This window comes from uncultured Faecalicoccus sp., assembly GCF_944325745.1.
Lineage (GTDB): Bacteria > Bacillota_I > Bacilli_A > Erysipelotrichales > Erysipelotrichaceae > Faecalicoccus.
In genome coordinates, this window is sequence record NZ_CALVBG010000010.1 from 1 (window position 1) to 21,277 (window position 21,277).

The window sequence follows — 21,277 nt, forward strand, 5'->3', positions numbered from 1 at the left end:
GTGCTGAATTGGATGAAAAAATGCAGAACATTCATGAACAAATCGCTATAAAATAAAATGCATTCACCGATCTGTGAGTGCATTTTTTTATCTATTCAGAGTCTGCGTTGAGCTTAGCGTTAGCCATCATCAAGCGAATACGGTTTTCCTGATTGACTCGGCTAGCACTTGGATCATAATCGATCGCAACGATATTGGCTTTTGGATACACTTCCTTGATTCGCCGTACCATTCCTTTGGCAACGATATGGTTGGGCAGGCAGCCAAAAGGCTGCGCCGAAATAATATTGTTGACTCCGTTTTTGACCAGGGAGACAACTTCACTGGTCAAAAGCCAACCTTCTCCCATTTTCACGCCTTGATCGATAAATCCTTTCCCGTCCCGGATCACTTGATTAAAATCTTCCGGCGGAACAAACGTTCCATCCTTTTTGACCGCCTGTTCAAACGTCTTCTGCATTCTCATGATCAGCGACTTCGCTAAAGAAAACAGCGAATGTGTCTTGGCATGACGATGGTAGTATTCATAATCGATGATCCCGTTCTCGATACAATACAGCCCAAAATCCATGACACCCGTCACAACAGGTTCAAATCCTTCGCGCATCAGATAATTTTCCAAATCATGATTTCCTAAAGGAGAATACTTCATGTAGATCTCCCCCACGATTCCCACACGGATCTTAGGCTCTTGAGATCGAGGGATCGCTTTCATCTTTTCGATCATCATTTTGTAGATCTTCTTCGAATGACGGTAACCCCCGCCAGCGAATTCTTGTTCTAAAACAGATACGATCTCATCAATGACCTGCTCGGTTTGTCCTGGTTTCAATTCATAAGGCATCACCTGGTTTTTCAGCCACATCAGAGCATCGCCATAAAGAACGCAATATAAAACACGCAACAACATCGGCATTGTGATCTTGAGACCGCTGTCTTTTTCAAGTCCGGAAAAATTGACTGATAAGCAGGGAATATGTTCCCAGCCTTCCATCTGTAAAGCTTTCCTCAACAAAGAGAGATAATTGCTGGCTCGGCATCCTCCCGCCGTCTGCGTGATCACCAAGGCAACATGATCTAAATCATATTTTCCACTTTTTAACGCATCAATAAATTGACCGATGACCAGCAGGGCAGGATAACACGTGTCATTATGGACATGGGCCAAGCCTTCCTCTTTGACCTGATCGCTGTCGTTGGTCAACACTTCAATATTGTATCCGCTCTGTTTAAAAATCGGCTTCAATAAACGAAAATGAATCGGAAGCATGCTGGGAACTAAAATGGTGTATTGATCTCGTTTTTCGTTATCAAACTTGGTATATTTAGTTGCCATTTAGTTCTCCTTTCCTTCCTGGATCGCTTCTTTCAAAGAACGCAAACGAATTCTTGCCGCCCCCAGATTATCGATCTCATCGATCTTGATCTGCGTATAGAATTTGTTCGCATCTTTTAAGATGTCTTTGACTTCATCGCTTGTGATCGCATCGATCCCGCAGCCAAAGCTGACAAGCTGAACCAACTCCATATCGGGATTTTCACTGACATATTTTGCAGCTTGGTAAAGCCGGGCATGATAGGTCCACTGATTCAATACGAATACTTTTTGTTTCTGCTGGCGCGGAACACTTTCCTCGCTTAAGACCACGAAGCCCAGCTGGGTCAACAATTTATGGATCTGATGATTGATCAGCGGATCCAAGTGATACGGACGTCCGCAAAGAACGACCATAGGGATCCCATGCGCGCGCGCAAAATTTACGGCATCCAAATGTTTTTGAACTAACTGTTCATGGAAGATCTGTCTTTCCAGAAGACCTTGTTGTAGAGCGTATTTGATCTGTGAGCGTTTATAGTGAAATCCCATCTCTTCCAGTGTTTTCTGCATCGTTTTGGAAAAACTCTTTGGATCATCCACAGTAATATAGGGATAGTAGAATTTCTTATCTTGAAACTCCATATTGGCCGCAATGTTTTCGGGATAATAAGCAACCAAAGGACAGTTAAAATGATTGTCGCTTTGATGTTCATCAACATTATAGGTCATACAAGGATAAAAGATCACATCTTCCTTCTCTTTTAACAACTGCATGATATGGCCATGAACCACCTTGGCCGGGAAGCATGCCGTATCGGAAGGAATTGTCTGTTGTCCGTCATGATACATCTCTTGCGTAGTCGGACTTGACCAATGCACTTCGATCTGCAGGCAGTCAAAGAATTTCGTCCAGAATGGCAACATATCGTAATTGTTTAAGACAAAAGGCATCAAGATCTTCTGTTCATGATGGTATTTATCTTTTTGTTTTTCCAGCATATCCATCTTCTCTTTGTAGAGATCGGGCAATTCGATTTTCTTTTCGATGGATTTTATCATTTTATCGCATTTGTTTCCGGCAACCAAACGAGTCCCGTCCGCAAATGTATTGATGGTTAATGAACAATGGTTTGTACAGCCGTTACAAGCGACCGAACGCGAAGTATGAGAAAAGTTTGCCAAAGCATCCGGACCTAACACGGCACTTTTGGTACGATGAAGCTTCTCGGCGTACAAGGCCGCTCCAAATGCTCCCATTAAATGGGCAATACTCGGGCGAATCACTTCGTAACCCAGCTCCTGTTCAAAGCTTCTTAAGATCGCATCATTTTGAAATGTACCGCCCTGTACGACGATATGTTTTCCGATATCATCTTTATTTCGGGCACGAATGACTTTATATAAGGCATTTTTGACGACCGATTTACATAGACCCGCACTGATATCTTCAATGGTCGCCCCGTTCTTTTGGGCTTGTTTAACCCCGGAATTCATAAACACGGTACAGCGAGTTCCCAGATCCACCGGATTTTTTGACCGCAGTCCCAACTGTGCAAATTCCTTGGCATCATAACCCAAAGAATGCGCAAACGTTTCAATAAAGGAGCCGCAGCCGGAAGAACAAGCTTCATTCAAAACGATATCATCAATATGACCGTCGCGAATCTTGAAGCACTTGATATCTTGCCCTCCGATATCCAAGATATAATCAACCTGAGGATTAAAGAAGCGTGCTGCCACATAATGCGCCATCGTTTCAACAACACCGCCATCCAAATGAAAGGCGACACGCATCAATTCTTCCCCGTAACCAGTAGAATAAGCGCCGTAGATGCGAACATTCGGATTGATCTCGTAGATCTTTTTTAAATCTTCTAACACAACATCCAGAGGATTTCCCTTATTGGAAGTATAACTCTGATACAAGATCTGATGATTTTCACTGATCAAGACCAGTTTTGTCGTTGTGGAACCTGAATCGATCCCTAAATAAGTCTTTCCTGTATAACCTTCCAAAGTTCCATATTCTACATCGTGCTGCTGATGACGATGAATAAAGGTCTGATACTCTTCTTCATTTTCAAATAAAGGCTGGCTGGATTCCACTTCCATTGGCATATCGACCAAAGCTTGTAATTTATGGACAAGTTCATCGTAGGTAAATTCTTTTTCGGAACATAAAGCCGTTCCTAGCGCCACAAAATGAATCGCCGTATCGGGACAAGTGCTCTGTGCAGGCTCTAGATTTAAAGTTTCTTCAAAGCGTTTTCTTAAACCGCTTAAGAAATAAAGAGGCCCTCCTAAAAATAAGATATTTCCTTCAATTTTACGCCCCTGTGCCAATGAAGTAATGGTTTGATTGACAACACACTGAAAAATGCTGGCACAAAGATCCGCTTTATCGACACCTTGATTGATCAAAGGTTGAATATCTGATTTTGCGAAAACTCCGCAGCGGCTGGCAATCGGATAGATCTTCTGATAGCGGAAGCTGGCTTCGTTCATTTCTTCCAGGCTCATATTCAATAAAGAAGCCATCTGATCGATAAAGGCACCTGTTCCTCCCGCGCAGGAAGAATTCATTCGTTGTTCCAAACTGCCTTGGAAAAACAAGATCTTGGCATCTTCTCCTCCCAATTCAATGGCACAATCGGTTTTTGGATAAAAACGTTTGATCGCTGAGGCCGATGCGAAAACTTCCTGCACAAAAGGCAGATCGCCTGCTTCGCAAAGCCCTAACGCTCCGGATCCGGAGATCGCAAACGAAAAAGGTTCCTTACAATATTCTTTGAGTTCAACGATCTTATCTAACGCCTTTTGGCGCGCTTGTGACATATGTCGTTCATACGACTTATAAAGAATGTTGTTTTGTTCATCTAAAACAACTGCCTTGATTGTTGTGGATCCAATATCAAAACCAATTCGAATCGTCATTTCTATCACCTGTGATTATTATACTCATTTTCATAAAAAAATCATCAAAAATGCATAAAAAATAAAGGTACTTAAGTTTTTACAAATTTATAACTTTGTGCAGACCAATCCATGATAAAATACTGATGGTAAGAAAGGGTGTCTTCATGAAAATCAAGTTAACGAAGCAAGAAATTCGCTGGATCGTTTACGATATTGGAAATTCTGCCTTTATTTTAATGGTCTCAACGATCTTGCCCATTTATTTTAATTCTTTGTCCAGTGCACAAGGTGTTCCGGAAAGCAGCTACTTGTCCTATTGGTCCTACGCAACCTCGATCTCCACTTTGGTCGTTGCTTGTTTAGGGCCTGTATTAGGTACTTTGGCAGATTATCAGGAGCGAAAGAAAAAGATCTTCTTGTTGTCCGCAATATGCGGTGCTTTGGCGCTGGCCTGTTTTTGGATCCCGGCTACTTGGTTCAGCTTTTTAGTTCTCTTTATCGTAGCCCGTATTTGTTATTCTTTGTCCCTGATTTTTTACGACTCGATGCTGGTCGATATTACGACAGATGAAAGAATGGATAATGTCTCATCCAAAGGCTATGCCTGGGGATATATCGGCAGCTGCGTTCCCTTTTTGATCTCCCTGGTTTTGGTTCTGTTATATGAACAGATCGGGATCACTATGGGAACAGCGATGATGTTTGCGTTTGTTTTGAATGCCGTATGGTGGATCGCATTTACGATTCCTTTGGCCCTGCATTACAAACAAAAATATTATATCGAACCTCGATCTCATCCTGTGCGCGATACATTCTCTCGTCTTTGGAATACTTTAAAAGATGCCAAACAACAAAAGAAAGTCTTCTTGTTTCTATTGGCATTCTTCTTCTTTATCGATGGTGTCTATACGATCATCGATATGGCAACGGCATATGGAACTTCGCTTGGCTTAGATCAAACCGGACTCCTGTTGGCACTTTTGGTTACACAGATCGTGGCTTTTCCTGCCAGTTTATTCTTTGCGGTGATATCGAAAAGCCAGGATACCGGAAAACTGATCAAGATCTGTATCTTAGCCTATTTTGCGATTGCGGTCTTTGCGATCCAATTGGATAAACAATGGGAATTCTGGTTATTGGCAGTTGCCGTAGGCTGTTTCCAAGGCGGCATCCAAGCATTGTCTAGAAGCTACTTTGCCAAGATCATCCCGAATAATACAAGCGGTGAATACTTTGGCCTCTTCGATATCTGCGGAAAAGGAGCTAGTTTTCTGGGAACCTTCCTGATTGGTTTTATCACTCAGCTGACCGGAAAACAAAACTTAGGCGTAGCCGCTATTTCCATCATGTTCTTGATTGGATATTACATCTTCCACCAAGTCACAAAAATCAAAGACTAAAAAAAACTCTTACCAGTGATCAATCTACATTGGTAAGAGTTCTTTTTTACTGACGTACAATTTGTCCTACAAGTTCTGGATCCTTTGCTTCTGTCATATTTTGAGTAACCGTGCTGCCGGCTCCCGATTTATAGACTTTGAAATAAACTTGTCCATCCGGATGTGCATCATCCAATAAGAAATTATAAGCGTCAATTTCTAAATCATACATCTTGGCTTCCTCGGTATTCGTAAAATAGGTTTCCGCCGGTAAGATCGCAATCACTTGATTATACGCTTCCTGAGCGATCGCATTACAAGATTCCGCAGAAGATGAATCCGCAATATCGATCGAGATGCGTAAAGTCGCACTCTTCAAGTTGACTTCGACACTTTCGACACCGCCGATCGATGATACGGCATTTTGGACTTGATCGATCTGGTCATTCGAAATCGCCGGATTCAAATCTTTAGAATCGAAACGGTTCCCTACGACCGGTTCATTTTGTCCGCCTAAACTTGTCAACAGAACATATCCGATGATCGCTACCGGAATCAAAATGATGACTAGCGTGAACCATACGATCTTATGTCCCTGCTTAGGTTTTTTATTCTTTTTTATAGACGATGAAGTCTTAGTTTTCATACTTTTGGCCATAATTACTGCCTCCTGCCCTTCATTATACCATAAACTTCGAATTTGTATATTTTCCTAAGCACTTAACCGAACCGACTCTAAAACACCTTGTTTCGTAAACGTTAACTTCATGGTCCCCGCATCGCTTTGATACGTTATTGTCTCATCATCGGATGCAGATGGCTCGCCATATGCATTGATCACGGCCTCTTCATTAGACCATCCTACGACGATTTTTTCCGGTAATTGGATCTGCATCCCCGAATCAAGATCGCTGCCGTAGATTGAAGTGATCGTTCCTTCTTCTAAAGAAATTGCCTGATCCTGCTTGTTTTGGATCTGCACTTCGATCGAAGTTCCCTTTTGATTCACCAGCTGGATCGAAGCCGTATCTTTAGGATCTAAACTTTCATATTCTCGTTCTTCTCGTTCTGTCAATTTGATTTGCCAATCTGAAGCAACGGCGTCTGACAATGAAGTTCCCAAAGTGAGCACCTGTTCATCAACTTGAAGCTGCCACTTTGTATCATCCTTTTTCAGACTATTGATCAACATAGACTGAATCTGTTTTTCATTGAAGGTTTTTTCAAGCTCGACAGAACAAACCACTTGCGTATTCGGTAAAACTTGAACAACCGCAAAAGTTTTCTTTTTTTGATCCTTTAAGGATTCATAGTGATTTTTATTCAAAGAATACAGTTTAGGGATCCCATCTTGATCAATTCCCTCCAGACTTTGATCCTCAATCTTAACTTGACGCAATAAAACGGTTTTTGGATTCGACAAATATGGAATATCCGACAAGGGTTCCTTCAACAAGAAAAAGCCTAGCACCAAAGAAGGAATCAAAAAGACAAGTGTTCCCAAAAACCGAATCGATTTCTTTTCACCTTTATGATGCAGTAAGATCCGAAATCCAATCAACATCAAAACCAGGAAGACAAGAACCGTGACGGTCAGTTCTCCATACATGGAGTGAAGCCATCCTTCCGCTCCTTCGAAAGAATTCATACGATAAACAGGATCCATATAGAATCGGTAAAAAAAGAATCCTAAAAACGCCAGAACGATCAATACGATCAAGATCATCAAGATCCAACTTCCCGTATTTCTTTTTTTATTCTTCTTCATCCATGGCACTCCTTTCTAAATGATCGATATTTTCCTTCAAAAGTTCTTTTGCCTTTTGCGGATCGATATTTCCTTTCGAAAGTTTCATGCACTGCCCCACAAGATAGGCCAATGCCCGATCCTTTCCCTTTAAATAATCATGCACACTTTTCGGGTTTTGCGCAAGGACCTGATGAATCAAACGATCCAGATCCTGAGAAGAAAACTGCATCTTTTGATAGTTTTCCCATTCCGCTTGAATCGGTTTCCCCTGCAATCCCCGTTTTAAAATTTCCCGTGCTTTGGCATAGGGAATCGTTTGATCAATCTCGTTGACCATAAAAGCAATCTCTTCCGGTTTGATCAAAATCGGCCCCTCATGACTCTTTGACCACGAACGAACATCAACACACAGCCAATTTGCCACCATAGAAAATTGCTTGGTGTATTCTGTGATCTGAAAATACAGGTCGACAAGCTCTTTTTGTTTAAGAAGATCATAAGCTTGATGCTCGGACAAGCCGTGTTTTAAAGTCATTCGCTGATAAAGCTCTTGATACGTAGACGGCCTGTGCAAGAGCACCTCTTGGATCCATTCTTTTGACAATCGAATCCATGGCAAATTGGGATCCGGCATATACCGATAATCCACTTTCCGCTGCTTGGTTCGCAAAAAAAACGTCTTCTTTTCTTTTTCATCATAGCGTCGAGTTTGAGGTTCAATCGTTTGATGATGCATGATTTGTTCTTTTTGACGAGCCACCTCATAATGAAGCGCCTCTCGCATATGGGATATTGAATTCAAATTCTTGATTTCGACTTTCGTTCCTAACGTCAAGGGATCTTTGCTCAAGGACAAATTCACATCACAGCGAACTTGGCCTTTTTCCATTTTCCCTTCGCTGATCTCTAAATAAGTAACCAAGCGTAAAATTTCTTCCATGAAAGAACAAGCCGCATCAACAGATGTGATCACCGGCTGGGTCACGATCTCGATCAAAGGGATCCCACAGCGATTCAGATCGATCGAAGTACAGCCCTTTTTATGGACCAGTTTGGCAGTATCTTCTTCCAAATGTACTCGTTCGATCAAGATCTTTTGATCCTCGATCATTAAACTCCCATTTCTTCCCAGCGGATGAAATGCTTGGGTGATCTGATACCCTTTAGGAAGATCCGGATAAAAGTAATGTTTTCGATCAAAGCGAAGATCTGGGTCGATCGTACACCCCAGAACATCACAAGCCCTTAACGCCAATTCCACTGCTCTTTGATTGATCGTAGGAAGAGTCCCGGGAAAAGCCACATCAAAGGGCTGAACCCGAGTATTGGGACTGGCATGATAATCGATAGGACCAGAGGAAAACATCTTGGTCTTCGTCTTCAATTCACAATGGATCTCCAAACCGATATGTAGAAACAGATCCATGTCTAAACCTCCACAGTTAAACCGGCTAAACCAGTATAATTTTCAATGGCCTTTGCGATATCAAACATCTTTTGTTCCTGAAACCGATTCGAACGAATACAAAGTCCGAAAGGACAACCCTGTTTCCACCCTAACGGTAAGGAAAGGCTCGGCGTCCCTGCCAGATTGTCCAATTTTAAATGCGAATTCGATAGGGATTCGATTTGCATCCTGGATCCATCCAGATCAACGATCTGAGGCGCGATATCTGGTGTGCTTAACGCAAGCAAGACATCAAGATCTTCTAACATCATCAGATATTCTTGCACGATCTGACGGCGAATCTTCTGCGCTTTTAGAAAAAGATCCTTTTGATTTTCTTCATAAAGTGAATACGCACCGTAGATAAACCTTTTCTTGACCAAGGAAGAAAAGCCCGTCGTTCGTGCTTGTTTAACAGCTTGTTCAACCGTGTCTGCGATAGGTTGCGATCCATAACGCAGTCCATCCAGACAAGCGTGATTTGAGCACGCTTCAGCATTCGCAATGGTTTTATAGACCGGATCGACCAGGTTCAACCATTTTGAATCGATGTCCACATCGACCAGCTGAGCTCCCTTGCGTTCCAAATAATGGATCAGATCATCAAAAATTTTTTGAAGAACAGGATCATTGATGGTTTTCATTACGCTATGAAAGATCCCGATCTTTTTTCCCGCTAAACTAGGATCTAATGATCGATGATAGGAACCGCCCGGCTTGATCAAAGTCGTCATATCGTTTGAATCTTTGCCTTCAAAGATTTCCAAAGCATAGGCAGCATCTTCGATACAAGTCGTAAAATAACCGACCGTATCCATGGAATTGGCATAAGGCAAGATGCCATAGCGGGAGATCCTGCCATAAGTCGGTTTAACACCCACCGTTCCGGTATAACTGGCTGGTTGCCGGATACTGTCTCCCGTATCGGTCCCCAGCGCTAACGGACAACAGCCGCTGGCGACCAGGGCTGCACTGCCTCCGCTGCTGCCGCCGACAATGCGTGAAAGATCGTAAGGATTGAAGATGGGCGTGGTTCCGGTATTGAGGCCGGTATCTCCCATCCCCAATTCATCCATCTTCGATTTACAAAAAACATGTCCTCCCTGTTTTCGCAATCGACCAATAACACTGGCATCATAAACGGGCCGATACCCTTTTAAAATATGCGATCCCGCCTGCATCGGCAATCCCGAGACCGAGATATTATCTTTAACGGCAACATAAAAGGAAGAATCATTCTTTTCGGTTTCATCGCACCAGAAAGCCACCGCCTGAATCTTTTCATCTACAGCTTTCCATTTTCTGGCCAGCTGTTGAGAATCGATTGAGTCATTCAATCGCATGAAGATCTCACCACCTGATTGACCAAGATTTGATCTTCTTTTATCTTATTTGCGTTTTCTAAAACTTGTTCTTTTTCTAAACAAGATTGCGGCTGATCCAATCGTAAAGCGTGTTCAGAATACTCACTACAGGAGATCATCGGCTCTACATCATCCGTATCCATTTGGGCGAATTGATCTCGAATCGATTCCACCCAGGAAAAATCCGTTAAAATATTTTGGATCTCTCCTTCCGTGAGTGAAAATTGAAGATCTTCAGCTAAAGATAAGATCAATGATCGATCCATAGGTATCCTCCTTAACGGACCAAAACCGTAGATTCTGTAGAAGAAACCGGACGCGAAATCAATGCGTAGGTTCCTTCATCACTTAAAACTTCCACAATATATTCACACTCCGTGCTGGAAAAAACCGAAAGCTCGTCTCTGGCTGCCTGAACGATGGCCAATAATTCACTCGCACTTTTGCCATGACAAGTAATGGTGACCTTCAGTTCATTCACCTTGTCATCTTGCACTCGAGCTTGTCCGACGACATAAGAGTAATCCACAAGGATCGTGCTCATGGCTTCCTGATATTCTGTAAACTGTTCCGCCACACTTTCCTGATCTTCGGTAAAGGTCGTGCTGGGAACATTCAGCCACGTAAAGTCTAATTTTGAATATTCGCCCTGTGAACCTTCAAAATAACCTTGATAGAGATAAGATCCCAAAGAATCTTCAGAGCTGTCTAAGGTAAAGCATGCGATGTAGATAGGTACATTCGATGTGATTTCATTAAAGCGTTCGCGCATATAGCTGACAAGATGACCGGCCGTCACTTCTAAATAATTATTCATTCTTTCTTGCGTGATCTCCACAGAATTTCCATCTTCGTCCGTGATTTCATCATTGACGGCCATCCCAATAGAGATTCCTTGCAGCTCATCATCCGAATACCAATCGAGCTCATAAAGATCGACAAGAACCACCGCACCGGTCACAGTGCCGTTTCCCGTGTCAAAACCTTCATCGCGGCTCGGGTTCAATCCGTTTGGATTATCGTCGCGATTGGTTCCCAGTAATCCCCGGGATCCATCTGTCGCATCCAATTCATCATATGTCAAAAAGACTTGTGTTTTATAAGCGACTTCATTGGGAGAAAAATACTTTTTCGAAAGCTCCATCAATCCTTCTTCCATTCGGACACGGGCCCCCGTGTCACTGATCAAAGAAGCGTGCTTGATGCGGGAGTCACTGGATTCATAAGGCAGGATCGCAGAATACTCCCCGGAATGTAAAGCATTTGACTGATTGGTATTGGCCGTAGAACTACACGCAGTGCATATACATAACATTGCGAGAATCAACAAACTAATGGTTTTGCGCATGTTCCACCTCCTGAACAAATTCATCTTCGCTCATTAAAGCAACTCCTAAGTTTCGAGCTTTCTCCAGCTTGGATCCGGCCGCCGTTCCATAAATCACCCAATCCGTCTTTTTGGAGACCGATCCGGCGACATTGGCGCCCAACCCTTCTAAGATCTTTTTCGCTTCTGATCGGGTATACGATTCTAAGGTGCCTGTCAACACAACCGTTTTATTCGTAAATCGTGATTCCTGGATCGTTTCTTTCTCTTGGATCATATTCAATCCCTGTTCCTTTAAAACTTGGATCAAATGCAGATTCTTTTCCTCTTTAAAGAAAGCCAGAATGCTTTGGGCCGTAATCTCACCAATATCGTTGATTGCGACCAGTTCTTCCTGAGATGCCTGGATCAAAGCATCCATATTCCCAAAATGTTTGGCGAGGATCATCGCCGCTTTTTTGCCGACTTGGCGGATTCCTAGGCCAAACAACAAAACACCCAGCGGTTGTTTTTTACTGGCTTCAATCGTTTCTAACATATGGTCGACCGATTTTTGTTGGTAGCCTCGTTTTTCAAGGAGTTCCTGGCGATGTTCCTTCAAAAAATAAATATCTTCAATGGAGTTTAAAAAGCCAAAATCATGGAGCTGTTCAATTTTTTTATCTCCCAGAGAATCAATGTCCATCGCATCGCGAGAGGCAAAATGGATCATGCTTTCGACGACTCGAGCCGGACAATCCTGATTGATGCAATAATGGCTGGCCTCCCCTTCTAAACGAATGAGGCGAGACCCGCACACCGGACAAGTCTGCGGGAAATGATACGGTTGCTGTGAGCCGTCACGCCGCGAAGGCACACTGGAAACAACTTCGGGAATGATCTCTCCAGCCTTGCGAACGATCACGATATCCCCAATACGCAGATCTTTGAGAGCAATCATATCTTCATTATGTAAAGAAGCAGCACTGACTGTAGTGCCCGCCACACGAACCGGTTCTAAGACCGCATTGGGAGTGATCTTTCCGGTCCGTCCTACTGTGATCGTAATGTCTTTCAATTTTGTCTGCACTTCTTCTGCCGGAAACTTATAAGCGGTCGCATACCGCGGCGCTTTAGCGGTAGAGCCTAAGATCTGTTGATCGACCAAAGAATTCAGTTTGATGACCATGCCATCAATTTCATACGGCAATTCTTCCCGTTTCGTCTGGATCTCTTGGATAAAATCCCAGATCTGTTCGGTTGTCTTGCAGACTTTACGCATAGGATTCACGCGAAAATGCAGCATTTCCATCGCTTCCAACGCTTCTTCTTGGGTTTGAATGCCAAAATCAGAAGCATTTTGAAAATAATACCAATAAGCATCGAGTTTGCGCTGGGCACAGATCGAGGAATCAAGTTGCCGGATAGATCCCGCAGCGGCATTGCGCGGGTTCGCAAACAGCGGTTTGCCTTGTTCTGCCTGTTTTTGATTGAGATCCTCAAAGCTCTTTTTCGGCATATAGACTTCTCCACGCACTTCCACCGGCTGCTGCTGGTCGATATACATAGGAATGGAACCGATGGTACGAATGTTGTTGGAAACATCTTCGCCGACAAAACCATCTCCTCGGGTCACAGCCCGCACAAAACGTCCATTGTCATATAAAAGAGCCATCGCCAAACCATCGTATTTACATTCGACGACAAATTCAGGATCAGATACACTTTCTTGGATCCGTTGAACAAATTCTTGGATCTCTTCGCGGTTGAAGACATTGCCCAAAGATAACATCTGCGTCGCATGGGATACTTTTTCAAAACCATCCAGGACCGCTCCGATGATTCGCTGACTGGGCGAATTGGGATCTTCCATCTCCGGATGTTTCTTTTCCAAAGCCATCAATTCCTGCATCAGACGATCATATTCCTGATCCGAAACAGAAGGCGCATCCTGGACATAATACTCGATGGCATAACGCTCCAAGAGTTTTCGTAATTCTTCTATCCGTTTTTCTTCATTCATGTCTATCACCTTTTGTTTATTATATCATGTTTTAAGATTTACTCTTTTTCAAGGAAGGATGGGTCGCATTCAGCTGCTTGATCCCGTAAGGATGTTTAAAAGCAATCGTCGCTACATCACGTTCGATCTTCAAAACGATACCGGGTCCGAACACTTGATGTTCGACACGATCTTTCACTTTAAATCCTACTTTTTTCTTACGCGCAGGAATTCCAATGGATTGAATCTGCTTTTCTTCTTTTTTCTGTTGTTGTTCCTGGCCTTCCATATAGCACTCTTCGGTGGGAATCTCCATCAAGAACCGGCTCTTTGTCTTAAACGTATCCAACATATAACTAAAACCTGTGTTCCAAGAAATTGTCAGGTGCGATTTGGCGCGGGTCATCGCCACATAACAAAGCCTACGTTCTTCTTCCAGCGCTTTATTACCGCCCTCATTCAAAGAACGCGAGCTGGGAAAGATCCCTTCATTGAAGTTCACGATAAAAACCGTGTCAAATTCAAGCCCTTTGCTGGCGTGTACGGTCATTAAAGAAACACAATCCAGTGCGTCATCCCCGGCTTTGGACGTAAACAAAGAAACTTCCTGTAAATAGCTTTCCAAAGTCATCGAAGGATCTTCCTTCATACTTTGGGCAATATCACTCTTTAATTCCTTTAAGTTGTCCAAGCGTTCTTCTTCGTGATTCTCTTCCAGCATTTGACGATAACCGCTTCTCTCGATGATATATTCTAAAAAATCTTCGAGTGCTAGAGCATCCCGATGTTGTTGAAGATCCATGATCAGGCTATAAAAATCCTGGCACTTTTTTTTGAGCCCGCTTGATAGATCTAGCGGATCCTTTAGAACCGTCAATAAATTGACGCTTTGTTCCTGCGCCTGATCGCGCAATTTTTCGATGGTCTTTTGTCCAATGCCGCGCCGCGGCTGATTGATGATGCGAAGAATCGCTAAATCAAAAGACAGCTGTTTTGGATCCTCTGGTTCCGGCAAGGTACAAAGTTTTAAATAAGCCAAGGCATCTTTGATCTCCTGGCGTTCATAAAACCGGATCCCGCCATAGATCTTATAGGGGATCCGAACGGATTTAAACACGCGCTCAAAAGCCCTTGAGGAATAATTCGAACGATATAAGATCGCCATATCTTTATACGCGACGCCTTGCTGATGGCGCTCATGGATCTTGCGCGCAATATACACAGGTTCTTCGCTGTCTTCGGTGGCGACGTGAAGAACGATCTTATCATTGCCGGAAATCTTCGTATAAAGATCTTTTTTGATGCGGTCTTTATTGTTTTGGATCAACGCGTTACTGGCATCCAGGATCGGTTTGGTTGAGCGATAGTTTTGATCCAGGATCACACTTTTACAAGGCTGAAAATCACAATCAAAATGTAAAATAATATCCACACTGGCTCCTCGCCAAGTATAGATCGTCTGGTCCGGATCTCCCACGACACACAAAAAGGCGTGCGGGCCCACCAGATAACGAACAATTGCGTATTGAATCGGGTCAACATCCTGAAACTCATCGACATGAATATAATCCAAACGATTCTGCCATTTTTCTTTGACTTTGGCATCACTTTCTAAAAGACGCAGTGCCTCGATCAAAAGATCATCAAAATCCATTGCTTTGATTTCTAAGCGTTTCTTTTCATATCGAGAATAAATCTTTACGATCGTTTCTTGCTGGTCGGTCATGGCATAATTCACAGCCTGCTCCGGTGAAAGCTTTTCGCTTTTATATCCGGAAATCATTCCTAAAACATGCGCCATATTGAATTCCTTGACATCTAGATCCAGCTCTTTATAAATGGGTCGCAAGATTTGTTTTTGATCGTCGGTATCTAAGATCGTAAAAGAAGTCGGATATCCAATCGAACGGGCATCTTCGCGTAAGATCCGTACACAAAGAGAGTGGATTGTACTGATACGGACAGCCAAAGCTTCTTTGCCCAAAGAGGCCATCAATCTTTCCTTCATTTCATTGGTTGCCTTATTCGTAAAGGTAATGGCCATGATTCGATTGGGATAGATTCCGCATTCCTGAATCAAATAAACGATACGCGCCATCAATACCCGTGTTTTTCCGCTTCCGGCACCGGCAATGATACGCACATGAGAATCTATGATACTGGCAGCTTCACGCTGCTTGTCATTTAACGTAGAAAGAATCGTCATATTTTTCACCTCGCTTATTTTATCATGGTCTCATAAAATGAAAAAGTATCCTTCACAAAGAAAGATACTGATCAAGTCATTAATTTTTGGAAGAAAGCGCCTTGGTCAATGCGATATTGACAATGACCGCCACAAGAATCTCGGGAATCGAATTCGTCAGGATCACCGTACCCATCGCAGCCATCAAGGCCGATTGTGCCACACCGATTGCCTGTGCATAAGGAGCTGCATAGAACAATAAGATCAAACCCAGAACGCCTACGACATGAACGATCGTACTCACCAAAGCCGAACACCCGGCGCTGATTCCAATGGAAAGGTCTTTCTTGCGAAAGAACTGATATAACGATCCGGCGATCACACCCAGAAGAACCCGGGGAACGATTGCGACGATCAAAGATTGATAACCGCCATTGAAGCCTCCCACAGTTACAAAAGGACTAAAGGCAAAACTGGTGACCGTCGGAGCCATGGTCGCATTGATCACCGAAGTGATCCCAAAGACAAGACCCATAAAAGCTCCATACTTTGTCCCCATCGTACAAGCACACACAATAACAGGAACATGCAGTAAAGTAGCACTCAAAACACCAATTCGAAGATACCCTAAAGGTGTGACCAAAAGCACGACCTCAATAGCCAAAAACAAGGCAAGCATCGTCAGATTCTTGATCTGCCGGGACGTTTTAGACATATTCAATTTTCCTCCTTACTCTCGTTCATTCTGATACGATGTAAAATCTAAACACTCTATCCATTCTTACAATTACAGTCTTTAGATCTGTATTGTATGGACATTCCAAATTATAAAAAACTTACTCGGATGAATCAAGTCTTTTTCCGTATCTTCCCTCTTGGACCGTTCTGGCCCTACCCGATCGTATAATATAATTTGATTAGAAAAACCACATCAGAAAGGAGGCGCGCATGAAAATCTTATCCAAACTCATCCTCTCGTTTTTCAGCCTGTTTCTGATCGCGGGATGTGCCACGGCCGCAAAGAAAGAGGAATCAAAAACGGAAGATCAAAATACCCTGATTCGATCCGAGCTCACCGATACAGAATCTTTCTATCTCCAAACCAACGAATCCTATGAACTGAATGCTTATGAAGCAAATCTAGAAGACGGATTCCAAACCCTGACTTGTACACTCTATCAGCTTGAAAATCATGTATGGAAAAATTTAGAAGAGGTTGTTTTTGATCTTCGCAGCCCGACACTGGAATTTGCCTTGTCTGCCTATTTAGATACAGCCATGGTCTCTGTGCAAATGAACGATGAAGAAAACAAGGGCAGCGGTCATATCGATATCAAAGAATTCAAGGTGATCCCTTCAGGATCTGAAAATGATGAACTCTTAAAATTATCAGATACCATTTCAAAGACCGCCATTGAAAACGGAAAAGAATTTCCTGTTATCGCCAGTTTGATGACTTTAGATGAGGGTTCCAACGTTTCCATCAGTACCGAAGATTTTTATACACCAGAAATGATAGAACCCGTTGAAAACACACAATACTTCGTGTTGACCTTTCGCTTTGATCAATAATGGAGGGTATTATTATGAAAAAGAAAGAAACGGAAGATAAAATGGTCCAAGCGGCAAAAGAATTACGCATCTTTTTTATAGGCTGCGTGATTTTAGGTGTTGTGATCCTGATTGCCATGATGCTTTGATCCAAAACAAAAGGATGTTTCAAGCCAAGAAACATCCTTATTTTTGTGTTCTCATCCAGGAAGCCGTTTGAGCCACCAAGAATCGAATAATATCAAACATAAACTTTCGTTCTTCCTGCGTCATATTCTTTAATTCAATGACACCTTGGAAGATCTGCCGGAAATGGAGTTCATTCAATCCTGAGACAGAGGTAATATCTAAATGATCTAAAATGGAAAAAATCAAATCGATGGATTCTTTTTTCTGTTCATCCGATTTCGACAACAACAGCCGATCCACCAAAGCAATCGTATCGTGACTTTTAGCTGACAAGCCCTCCGCTCTTTCAAAACCGTCCACCTGGATCGACCAATAAAATGCATCGTGCTGCAGAAGTCCTTCTTCTTGCGCTTTGATCACAATTTCCTTTTCGTGATGTTCCATCAAACAGCCGATGATCGAATCTTGAGGTTTGATGTTTTCAATGCGAGAGAACAAGTCTTTGGTTTCCACGGATGTCAAAAAAGAGGGGCGAAATCCCGGGGCATCAAAAACCTGACACTTTGTGACTTGGGAAGCATACTTTGTTTTTAAAAATGCAACCATCGCCAAATGGCCCCCTTTTGAATGCCCCGTCAAATACAGGTTCGGTATTTTTTTCTTTTGGACAAAGCCGAAGAGATAAGACTGTGTCGGGATCTTTTCAATGGTCATATCTAAGAAAGAAACCGCCATCTTCTGACAAGGCAGCCCATCCCGATATGTCATCTGCATATTTTCTTTCCAGCCAGTCATGCTTGCATCGGTTCCCCGATACCCGATGATCATATCGTCTTCTCCAATTTGAAACAGAGTCGCGCCAAATTGGATCTGTTTTTCATCGTCATTGCGTTGCTCCACTTTTCGGATCCATACATTGGCATAACGAGGACAATCACAAAGTTCCCCGACCAAGATGGGAATGTTGTTCGAAAAACAAAAATACCCTTTGATATATTCAGGAGAATGTGACGCAAGAAAGTGTTTGCATGCTTCCGGCAATAAGACAGGGCCATTTTCCACTTCCAATGAAAAGTCAACATAAGCCAATTCACTGAAGATTAATAAATCGACCGAATTTAATACCCGCTCGTTAAAAGAGAGATCTTTGCGCAAATGTACATAATTCAATAAATTCTCCATCGTTTACCCCCTATATTGTTTTGCGAGTTCTACATACTCCATCGCATTGGCTTTGATTCTTTTTAATTGCTCGGCCGTTGTTTGATGATGAATCTTGCCCGGACATCCTAACACAACAGAACCTTCCGGAATTTGTGCCCCTTCTGGGATCAAGGCCCCGGCCCCAATGATCGAATGGCTTCCAATATGGGCTCCATCCAGTATAATAGCACCCATGCCGACCAGCACTTCGTCTTCGATTGTACAGCCATGCACAATAGCTCCATGTCCAACCGTCACGCGATCTTTGATCACAAGAGGATGACCGGCTGAACAATGAAGGGTACAGTGATCTTGGATATTGGTTTGTTTGCCAATTGTAATTTTTTCCTGATCCCCGCGAACCACGCTTCCAAACCAGATGCTGGATTCCTCGGCAATTTTCACATCCCCTATCACAAGGGCAGAATCTGCGATAAATACCGAGGACGAAGAGAACAGATCTTTGCACATCCAGATCACGCCGTGCCATTGTTCTTCTTTCCAGCCACATTCGGGTAACCTTCCCATTTGGATATACTGATGTTTTTTATGAAACGCAATGCTTCGCTCATTCGAATCGGTAATACAGGAGATCAGCCAGCGAACCGATTGTTTTCGACATGCTTCTTCCAGTGTCTCTAACAGTTGAGAAGCCAATCCATAATGCTTGCCTTCTTTAAAATAGATCGTGATCTCGACACAATGCCGATAAGCTTCTTTTTGAAAAGCCGGATGCGCATAGGCATAGCCAAGCAATTCCTGATCCTTGGTAGCCACATAAAAAGGATGGGAATTCGCTATGGCATTGATTTCCTGCGCAAAAGCTCCAAAAGATTTGGGCTGATGATCAAAATTATAGGGCGTATTTTTGACATAGTAAGCATAGATTTTGTAGATTGCTTCTATATCTGTGGTTTCAAAAGGTCGAATCACGTCGGTTTCCCTCCTTATTTTTCATTTTCTTCTTGTGAAAATTGAAGATGGTAATAACGAGCATAGGTTCCGTTCTTTTTCAAGAGGTCTTCGTGCGTACCTCTTTCTTTCATTCCATCCTGATCGATCACCACGATCTCATCCGCATTTTGAATCGTTGATAAACGATGCGCAATCGTTATACACGTTCTTCCTTCGCTCAAGCGATCCAACGAGCGTTGAATGATTCGTTCACTCTCATTATCCAGAGCACTGGTCGCCTCATCCAAGATCAAGATCTTAGGATCTTTCAAGAAAACACGGGCAATGGATATACGCTGTTTTTGACCACCTGATAAACGAGCCCCTCTTTCCCCGACATAGGTGTCATAACCATCGGGCAGGGATTGGATAAAATCATGAATATTGGCTTTCTTGGCAGCTTCCACGATCTCATCTTCGGTCGCATCCGGTTTTCCGTAACGGATATTTTGGGCAATCGTTCCAGAAAACAAATAGACTTCCTGTGAAACTAAACCAATCGCTTGTCGTAAAGAGCGCAGTTTCAGATTCCGAACATCTTGTCCATCCACCAAAACGCTTCCTTGATCCACATCATAAAAGCGCGGAATCAAAGAACATAGCGTCGTTTTTCCACTGCCGCTCGGGCCTACCAAAGCTAGTTTTCGCCCCGCCGGTATGGTCAGATCCACATGTTCTAAAACCGATTCTTCTTTATTATAGGTAAAGGACACATCTTCGAAACGAATATCGCCCCGCACATCGGTCAATTCTTTGGCATCCTGGGCGTCCTGGATCTCCGGGATCTCTTTCATGACTTCTTCAAAGCGTTTAAATCCGGAAAAACCTTTTTGAAACATTTCCGTAAACTCGACCAAAATATCGATCGGTGCCACAAAAATATTGATATAAAGAGCAAAGGTAGCCAATGTCAAAGGACTGAGTTCCCCCTGAGCCACAAATAGTCCGCCGGCTGCAATCACCGTTAAATAAAGCAGTCCTTGAAAAAAGTTATTAAAAGAGTAATACGTTCCCATCACACGATAGTTGCGTTTTTTCGAAGCCAGAAATTCATCATTGGAGTGATCAAATTTTGCCTTTTCAATATCTTCATTGGTAAAAGATTGCACAATGCGGATCCCTGCCAAAGAATCTTGTAAAGATGCATTGACATCGCCAATTTTACGACGATTGTCCATAAAGGTTTCCTGCATTTTCTTATTTTGAAAATAACTGAAGATCAACATCACCATCGTGACCAAAAACAAGATCAAAGCCAAAGGCCAGAAAATGAAAGCTAAGATCACAAAGGAACCGGCAATCTTGATCAGTGAAATAAAGAGGTTCTCTGGTCCATGATGTGCAAATTCACAGATCTCAAACAAGTCACTGACAACGCGTGACATCATGATCCCTGTATTATGACGATCATAATAGGAAAAAGATAAACGCTGGTATTGATCAAAAAGGTCTTTACGCATATCGCGTTCCATATGACTTCCCATGATATGTCCCTGGGCCGTGACATAGTATCGGCATAGAGCACGAATCAAATACATGCCCAACAAGAACAGGGTAAGGATCAAAAGTCCATCTAAGAGTTGGGCCGATTGTTGTAGAAACAAAACATCGGTGCAATAGGTCAAGATCAAAGGAAAGGCCAGATCAATGATGGAAATCATAAAGGCACAAAACAGATCTAGAAAGAAAACACCCAAATAGGGTTTGTAATAGGTCAAAAAATGTTGAAAAGTTTTCATAGTCTCACCGCGCCTTATTATACCAAAACCACGA

The 21,277-nt window shown here is 42.8% G+C and carries 16 protein-coding genes; 2 read left to right on the plus strand and 14 right to left on the minus strand.

Annotation, left to right across the window (positions count from 1 at the left end; genetic code table 11):
- Positions 1-91 precede the first annotated feature (91 nt).
- On the minus strand, positions 92-1,336 hold the full coding sequence (locus Q0J48_RS07450) for a 2-hydroxyglutaryl-CoA dehydratase (protein WP_366937047.1): 1,245 nt from the start codon (positions 1,334-1,336) through the stop codon (positions 92-94).
- Positions 1,337-4,252, minus strand: a complete 2,916-nt coding sequence (locus Q0J48_RS02155) for an acyl-CoA dehydratase activase (protein WP_366937048.1) — start codon at positions 4,250-4,252, stop codon at positions 1,337-1,339. It abuts the gene before it with no gap.
- Positions 4,253-4,398: 146 nt separating this feature from the next.
- Here Q0J48_RS02155 and Q0J48_RS02160 point away from each other — a divergent pair, with 146 nt between their 5' ends.
- Entirely contained in the window at positions 4,399-5,634 is a 1,236-nt protein-coding gene (locus Q0J48_RS02160; protein WP_296241184.1) for an MFS transporter, read from the plus strand.
- 46 nt (positions 5,635-5,680) lie between these two features.
- On the opposite strand, the gene Q0J48_RS02165 is transcribed toward Q0J48_RS02160, so the two are convergent.
- The 9 genes from Q0J48_RS02165 to Q0J48_RS02205 form a co-directional block, all read right to left on the minus strand.
- Complete coding sequence (locus Q0J48_RS02165; protein WP_296241185.1) at positions 5,681-6,271, minus strand: hypothetical protein; 591 nt, start codon at positions 6,269-6,271, stop codon at positions 5,681-5,683.
- Positions 6,272-6,325: 54 nt separating this feature from the next.
- On the minus strand, positions 6,326-7,381 hold the full coding sequence (locus Q0J48_RS02170) for a hypothetical protein (RefSeq protein WP_296241186.1): 1,056 nt from the start codon (positions 7,379-7,381) through the stop codon (positions 6,326-6,328).
- Positions 7,368-8,789 carry an Asp-tRNA(Asn)/Glu-tRNA(Gln) amidotransferase subunit GatB gene (gene gatB, locus Q0J48_RS02175; protein ID WP_296241188.1) on the minus strand — a complete coding sequence of 474 codons (1,422 nt, stop codon included), beginning with the start codon at positions 8,787-8,789 and terminating at the stop codon, positions 7,368-7,370. The genes Q0J48_RS02170 and gatB overlap by 14 nt, the downstream gene beginning before the upstream one ends.
- Positions 8,790-8,791: 2 nt before the next feature.
- Positions 8,792-10,153, minus strand: coding sequence for an amidase family protein (locus tag Q0J48_RS02180; RefSeq protein ID WP_296241189.1), 1,362 nt, complete (start codon positions 10,151-10,153; stop codon positions 8,792-8,794).
- Positions 10,144-10,440 (minus strand): hypothetical protein, encoded by a 297-nt coding sequence (locus Q0J48_RS02185; RefSeq protein ID WP_296241190.1) that lies wholly within the window; start codon positions 10,438-10,440, stop codon positions 10,144-10,146. Before Q0J48_RS02185 ends, Q0J48_RS02180 begins: the two co-directional genes overlap by 10 nt.
- Before the next feature lie 11 nt (positions 10,441-10,451).
- On the minus strand, positions 10,452-11,522 hold the full coding sequence (locus Q0J48_RS02190; protein WP_296241191.1) for a CamS family sex pheromone protein: 1,071 nt from the start codon (positions 11,520-11,522) through the stop codon (positions 10,452-10,454).
- Positions 11,506-13,503, minus strand: a complete 1,998-nt coding sequence (gene ligA, locus Q0J48_RS02195) for an NAD-dependent DNA ligase LigA (RefSeq protein WP_296241194.1) — start codon at positions 13,501-13,503, stop codon at positions 11,506-11,508. Before ligA ends, Q0J48_RS02190 begins: the two co-directional genes overlap by 17 nt.
- Before the next feature lie 31 nt (positions 13,504-13,534).
- Positions 13,535-15,688 carry an ATP-dependent helicase gene (locus Q0J48_RS02200; RefSeq protein WP_296241198.1) on the minus strand — a complete coding sequence of 718 codons (2,154 nt, stop codon included), beginning with the start codon at positions 15,686-15,688 and terminating at the stop codon, positions 13,535-13,537.
- 79 nt (positions 15,689-15,767) lie between these two features.
- A complete protein-coding gene (locus tag Q0J48_RS02205; protein WP_296241201.1) occupies positions 15,768-16,382 on the minus strand; it encodes an ECF transporter S component in 615 nt (204 codons plus the stop codon).
- 233 nt (positions 16,383-16,615) lie between these two features.
- On the opposite strand from Q0J48_RS02205, the gene Q0J48_RS02210 reads away from it, so the two are divergent.
- The gene (locus Q0J48_RS02210; protein WP_296241203.1) at positions 16,616-17,239 is read left to right on the plus strand and encodes a hypothetical protein; all 624 of its coding nucleotides are present in this window, start codon (positions 16,616-16,618) and stop codon (positions 17,237-17,239) included.
- Positions 17,240-17,404: 165 nt separating this feature from the next.
- Here Q0J48_RS02210 and Q0J48_RS02215 read toward each other — a convergent pair whose 3' ends face one another.
- From Q0J48_RS02215 to Q0J48_RS02225, 3 genes are read right to left on the minus strand one after another with little or no spacing between them, the layout of a single operon-like run.
- The gene (locus tag Q0J48_RS02215) at positions 17,405-18,529 is read right to left on the minus strand and encodes an Mbeg1-like protein (RefSeq protein WP_296241207.1); all 1,125 of its coding nucleotides are present in this window, start codon (positions 18,527-18,529) and stop codon (positions 17,405-17,407) included.
- A gap of 3 nt (positions 18,530-18,532) precedes the next feature.
- A complete protein-coding gene (locus Q0J48_RS02220; RefSeq protein WP_296241209.1) occupies positions 18,533-19,483 on the minus strand; it encodes a GNAT family N-acetyltransferase in 951 nt (316 codons plus the stop codon).
- Positions 19,484-19,497: 14 nt separating this feature from the next.
- Complete coding sequence (locus tag Q0J48_RS02225) at positions 19,498-21,243, minus strand: ABC transporter ATP-binding protein (RefSeq protein ID WP_296241212.1); 1,746 nt, start codon at positions 21,241-21,243, stop codon at positions 19,498-19,500.
- Between the last annotated feature and the right edge of the window lie 34 nt (positions 21,244-21,277).

Excerpts from the sequence above, each read along its gene's own strand:
- Q0J48_RS07450 (WP_366937047.1), bottom strand. The coding sequence starts at position 1,336 with ATGGCAACTAAATATACCAAGTTTGATAACGAAAAACGAGATCAATAC.
- Q0J48_RS02155 (WP_366937048.1), bottom strand. The coding sequence starts at position 4,252 with ATGACGATTCGAATTGGTTTTGATATTGGATCCACAACAATCAAGGCA.
- Q0J48_RS02160 (WP_296241184.1), top strand. The coding sequence starts at position 4,399 with ATGAAAATCAAGTTAACGAAGCAAGAAATTCGCTGGATCGTTTACGAT.
- Q0J48_RS02165 (WP_296241185.1), bottom strand. The coding sequence starts at position 6,271 with ATGGCCAAAAGTATGAAAACTAAGACTTCATCGTCTATAAAAAAGAAT.
- Q0J48_RS02170 (WP_296241186.1), bottom strand. The coding sequence starts at position 7,381 with ATGAAGAAGAATAAAAAAAGAAATACGGGAAGTTGGATCTTGATGATC.
- gatB (WP_296241188.1), bottom strand. The coding sequence starts at position 8,789 with ATGGATCTGTTTCTACATATCGGTTTGGAGATCCATTGTGAATTGAAG.
- Q0J48_RS02180 (WP_296241189.1), bottom strand. The coding sequence starts at position 10,153 with ATGCGATTGAATGACTCAATCGATTCTCAACAGCTGGCCAGAAAATGG.
- Q0J48_RS02185 (WP_296241190.1), bottom strand. The coding sequence starts at position 10,440 with ATGGATCGATCATTGATCTTATCTTTAGCTGAAGATCTTCAATTTTCA.
- Q0J48_RS02190 (WP_296241191.1), bottom strand. The coding sequence starts at position 11,522 with ATGCGCAAAACCATTAGTTTGTTGATTCTCGCAATGTTATGTATATGC.
- ligA (WP_296241194.1), bottom strand. The coding sequence starts at position 13,503 with ATGAATGAAGAAAAACGGATAGAAGAATTACGAAAACTCTTGGAGCGT.
- Q0J48_RS02200 (WP_296241198.1), bottom strand. The coding sequence starts at position 15,688 with ATGACGATTCTTTCTACGTTAAATGACAAGCAGCGTGAAGCTGCCAGT.
- Q0J48_RS02205 (WP_296241201.1), bottom strand. The coding sequence starts at position 16,382 with ATGTCTAAAACGTCCCGGCAGATCAAGAATCTGACGATGCTTGCCTTG.
- Q0J48_RS02210 (WP_296241203.1), top strand. The coding sequence starts at position 16,616 with ATGAAAATCTTATCCAAACTCATCCTCTCGTTTTTCAGCCTGTTTCTG.
- Q0J48_RS02215 (WP_296241207.1), bottom strand. The coding sequence starts at position 18,529 with ATGGAGAATTTATTGAATTATGTACATTTGCGCAAAGATCTCTCTTTT.
- Q0J48_RS02225 (WP_296241212.1), bottom strand. The coding sequence starts at position 21,243 with ATGAAAACTTTTCAACATTTTTTGACCTATTACAAACCCTATTTGGGT.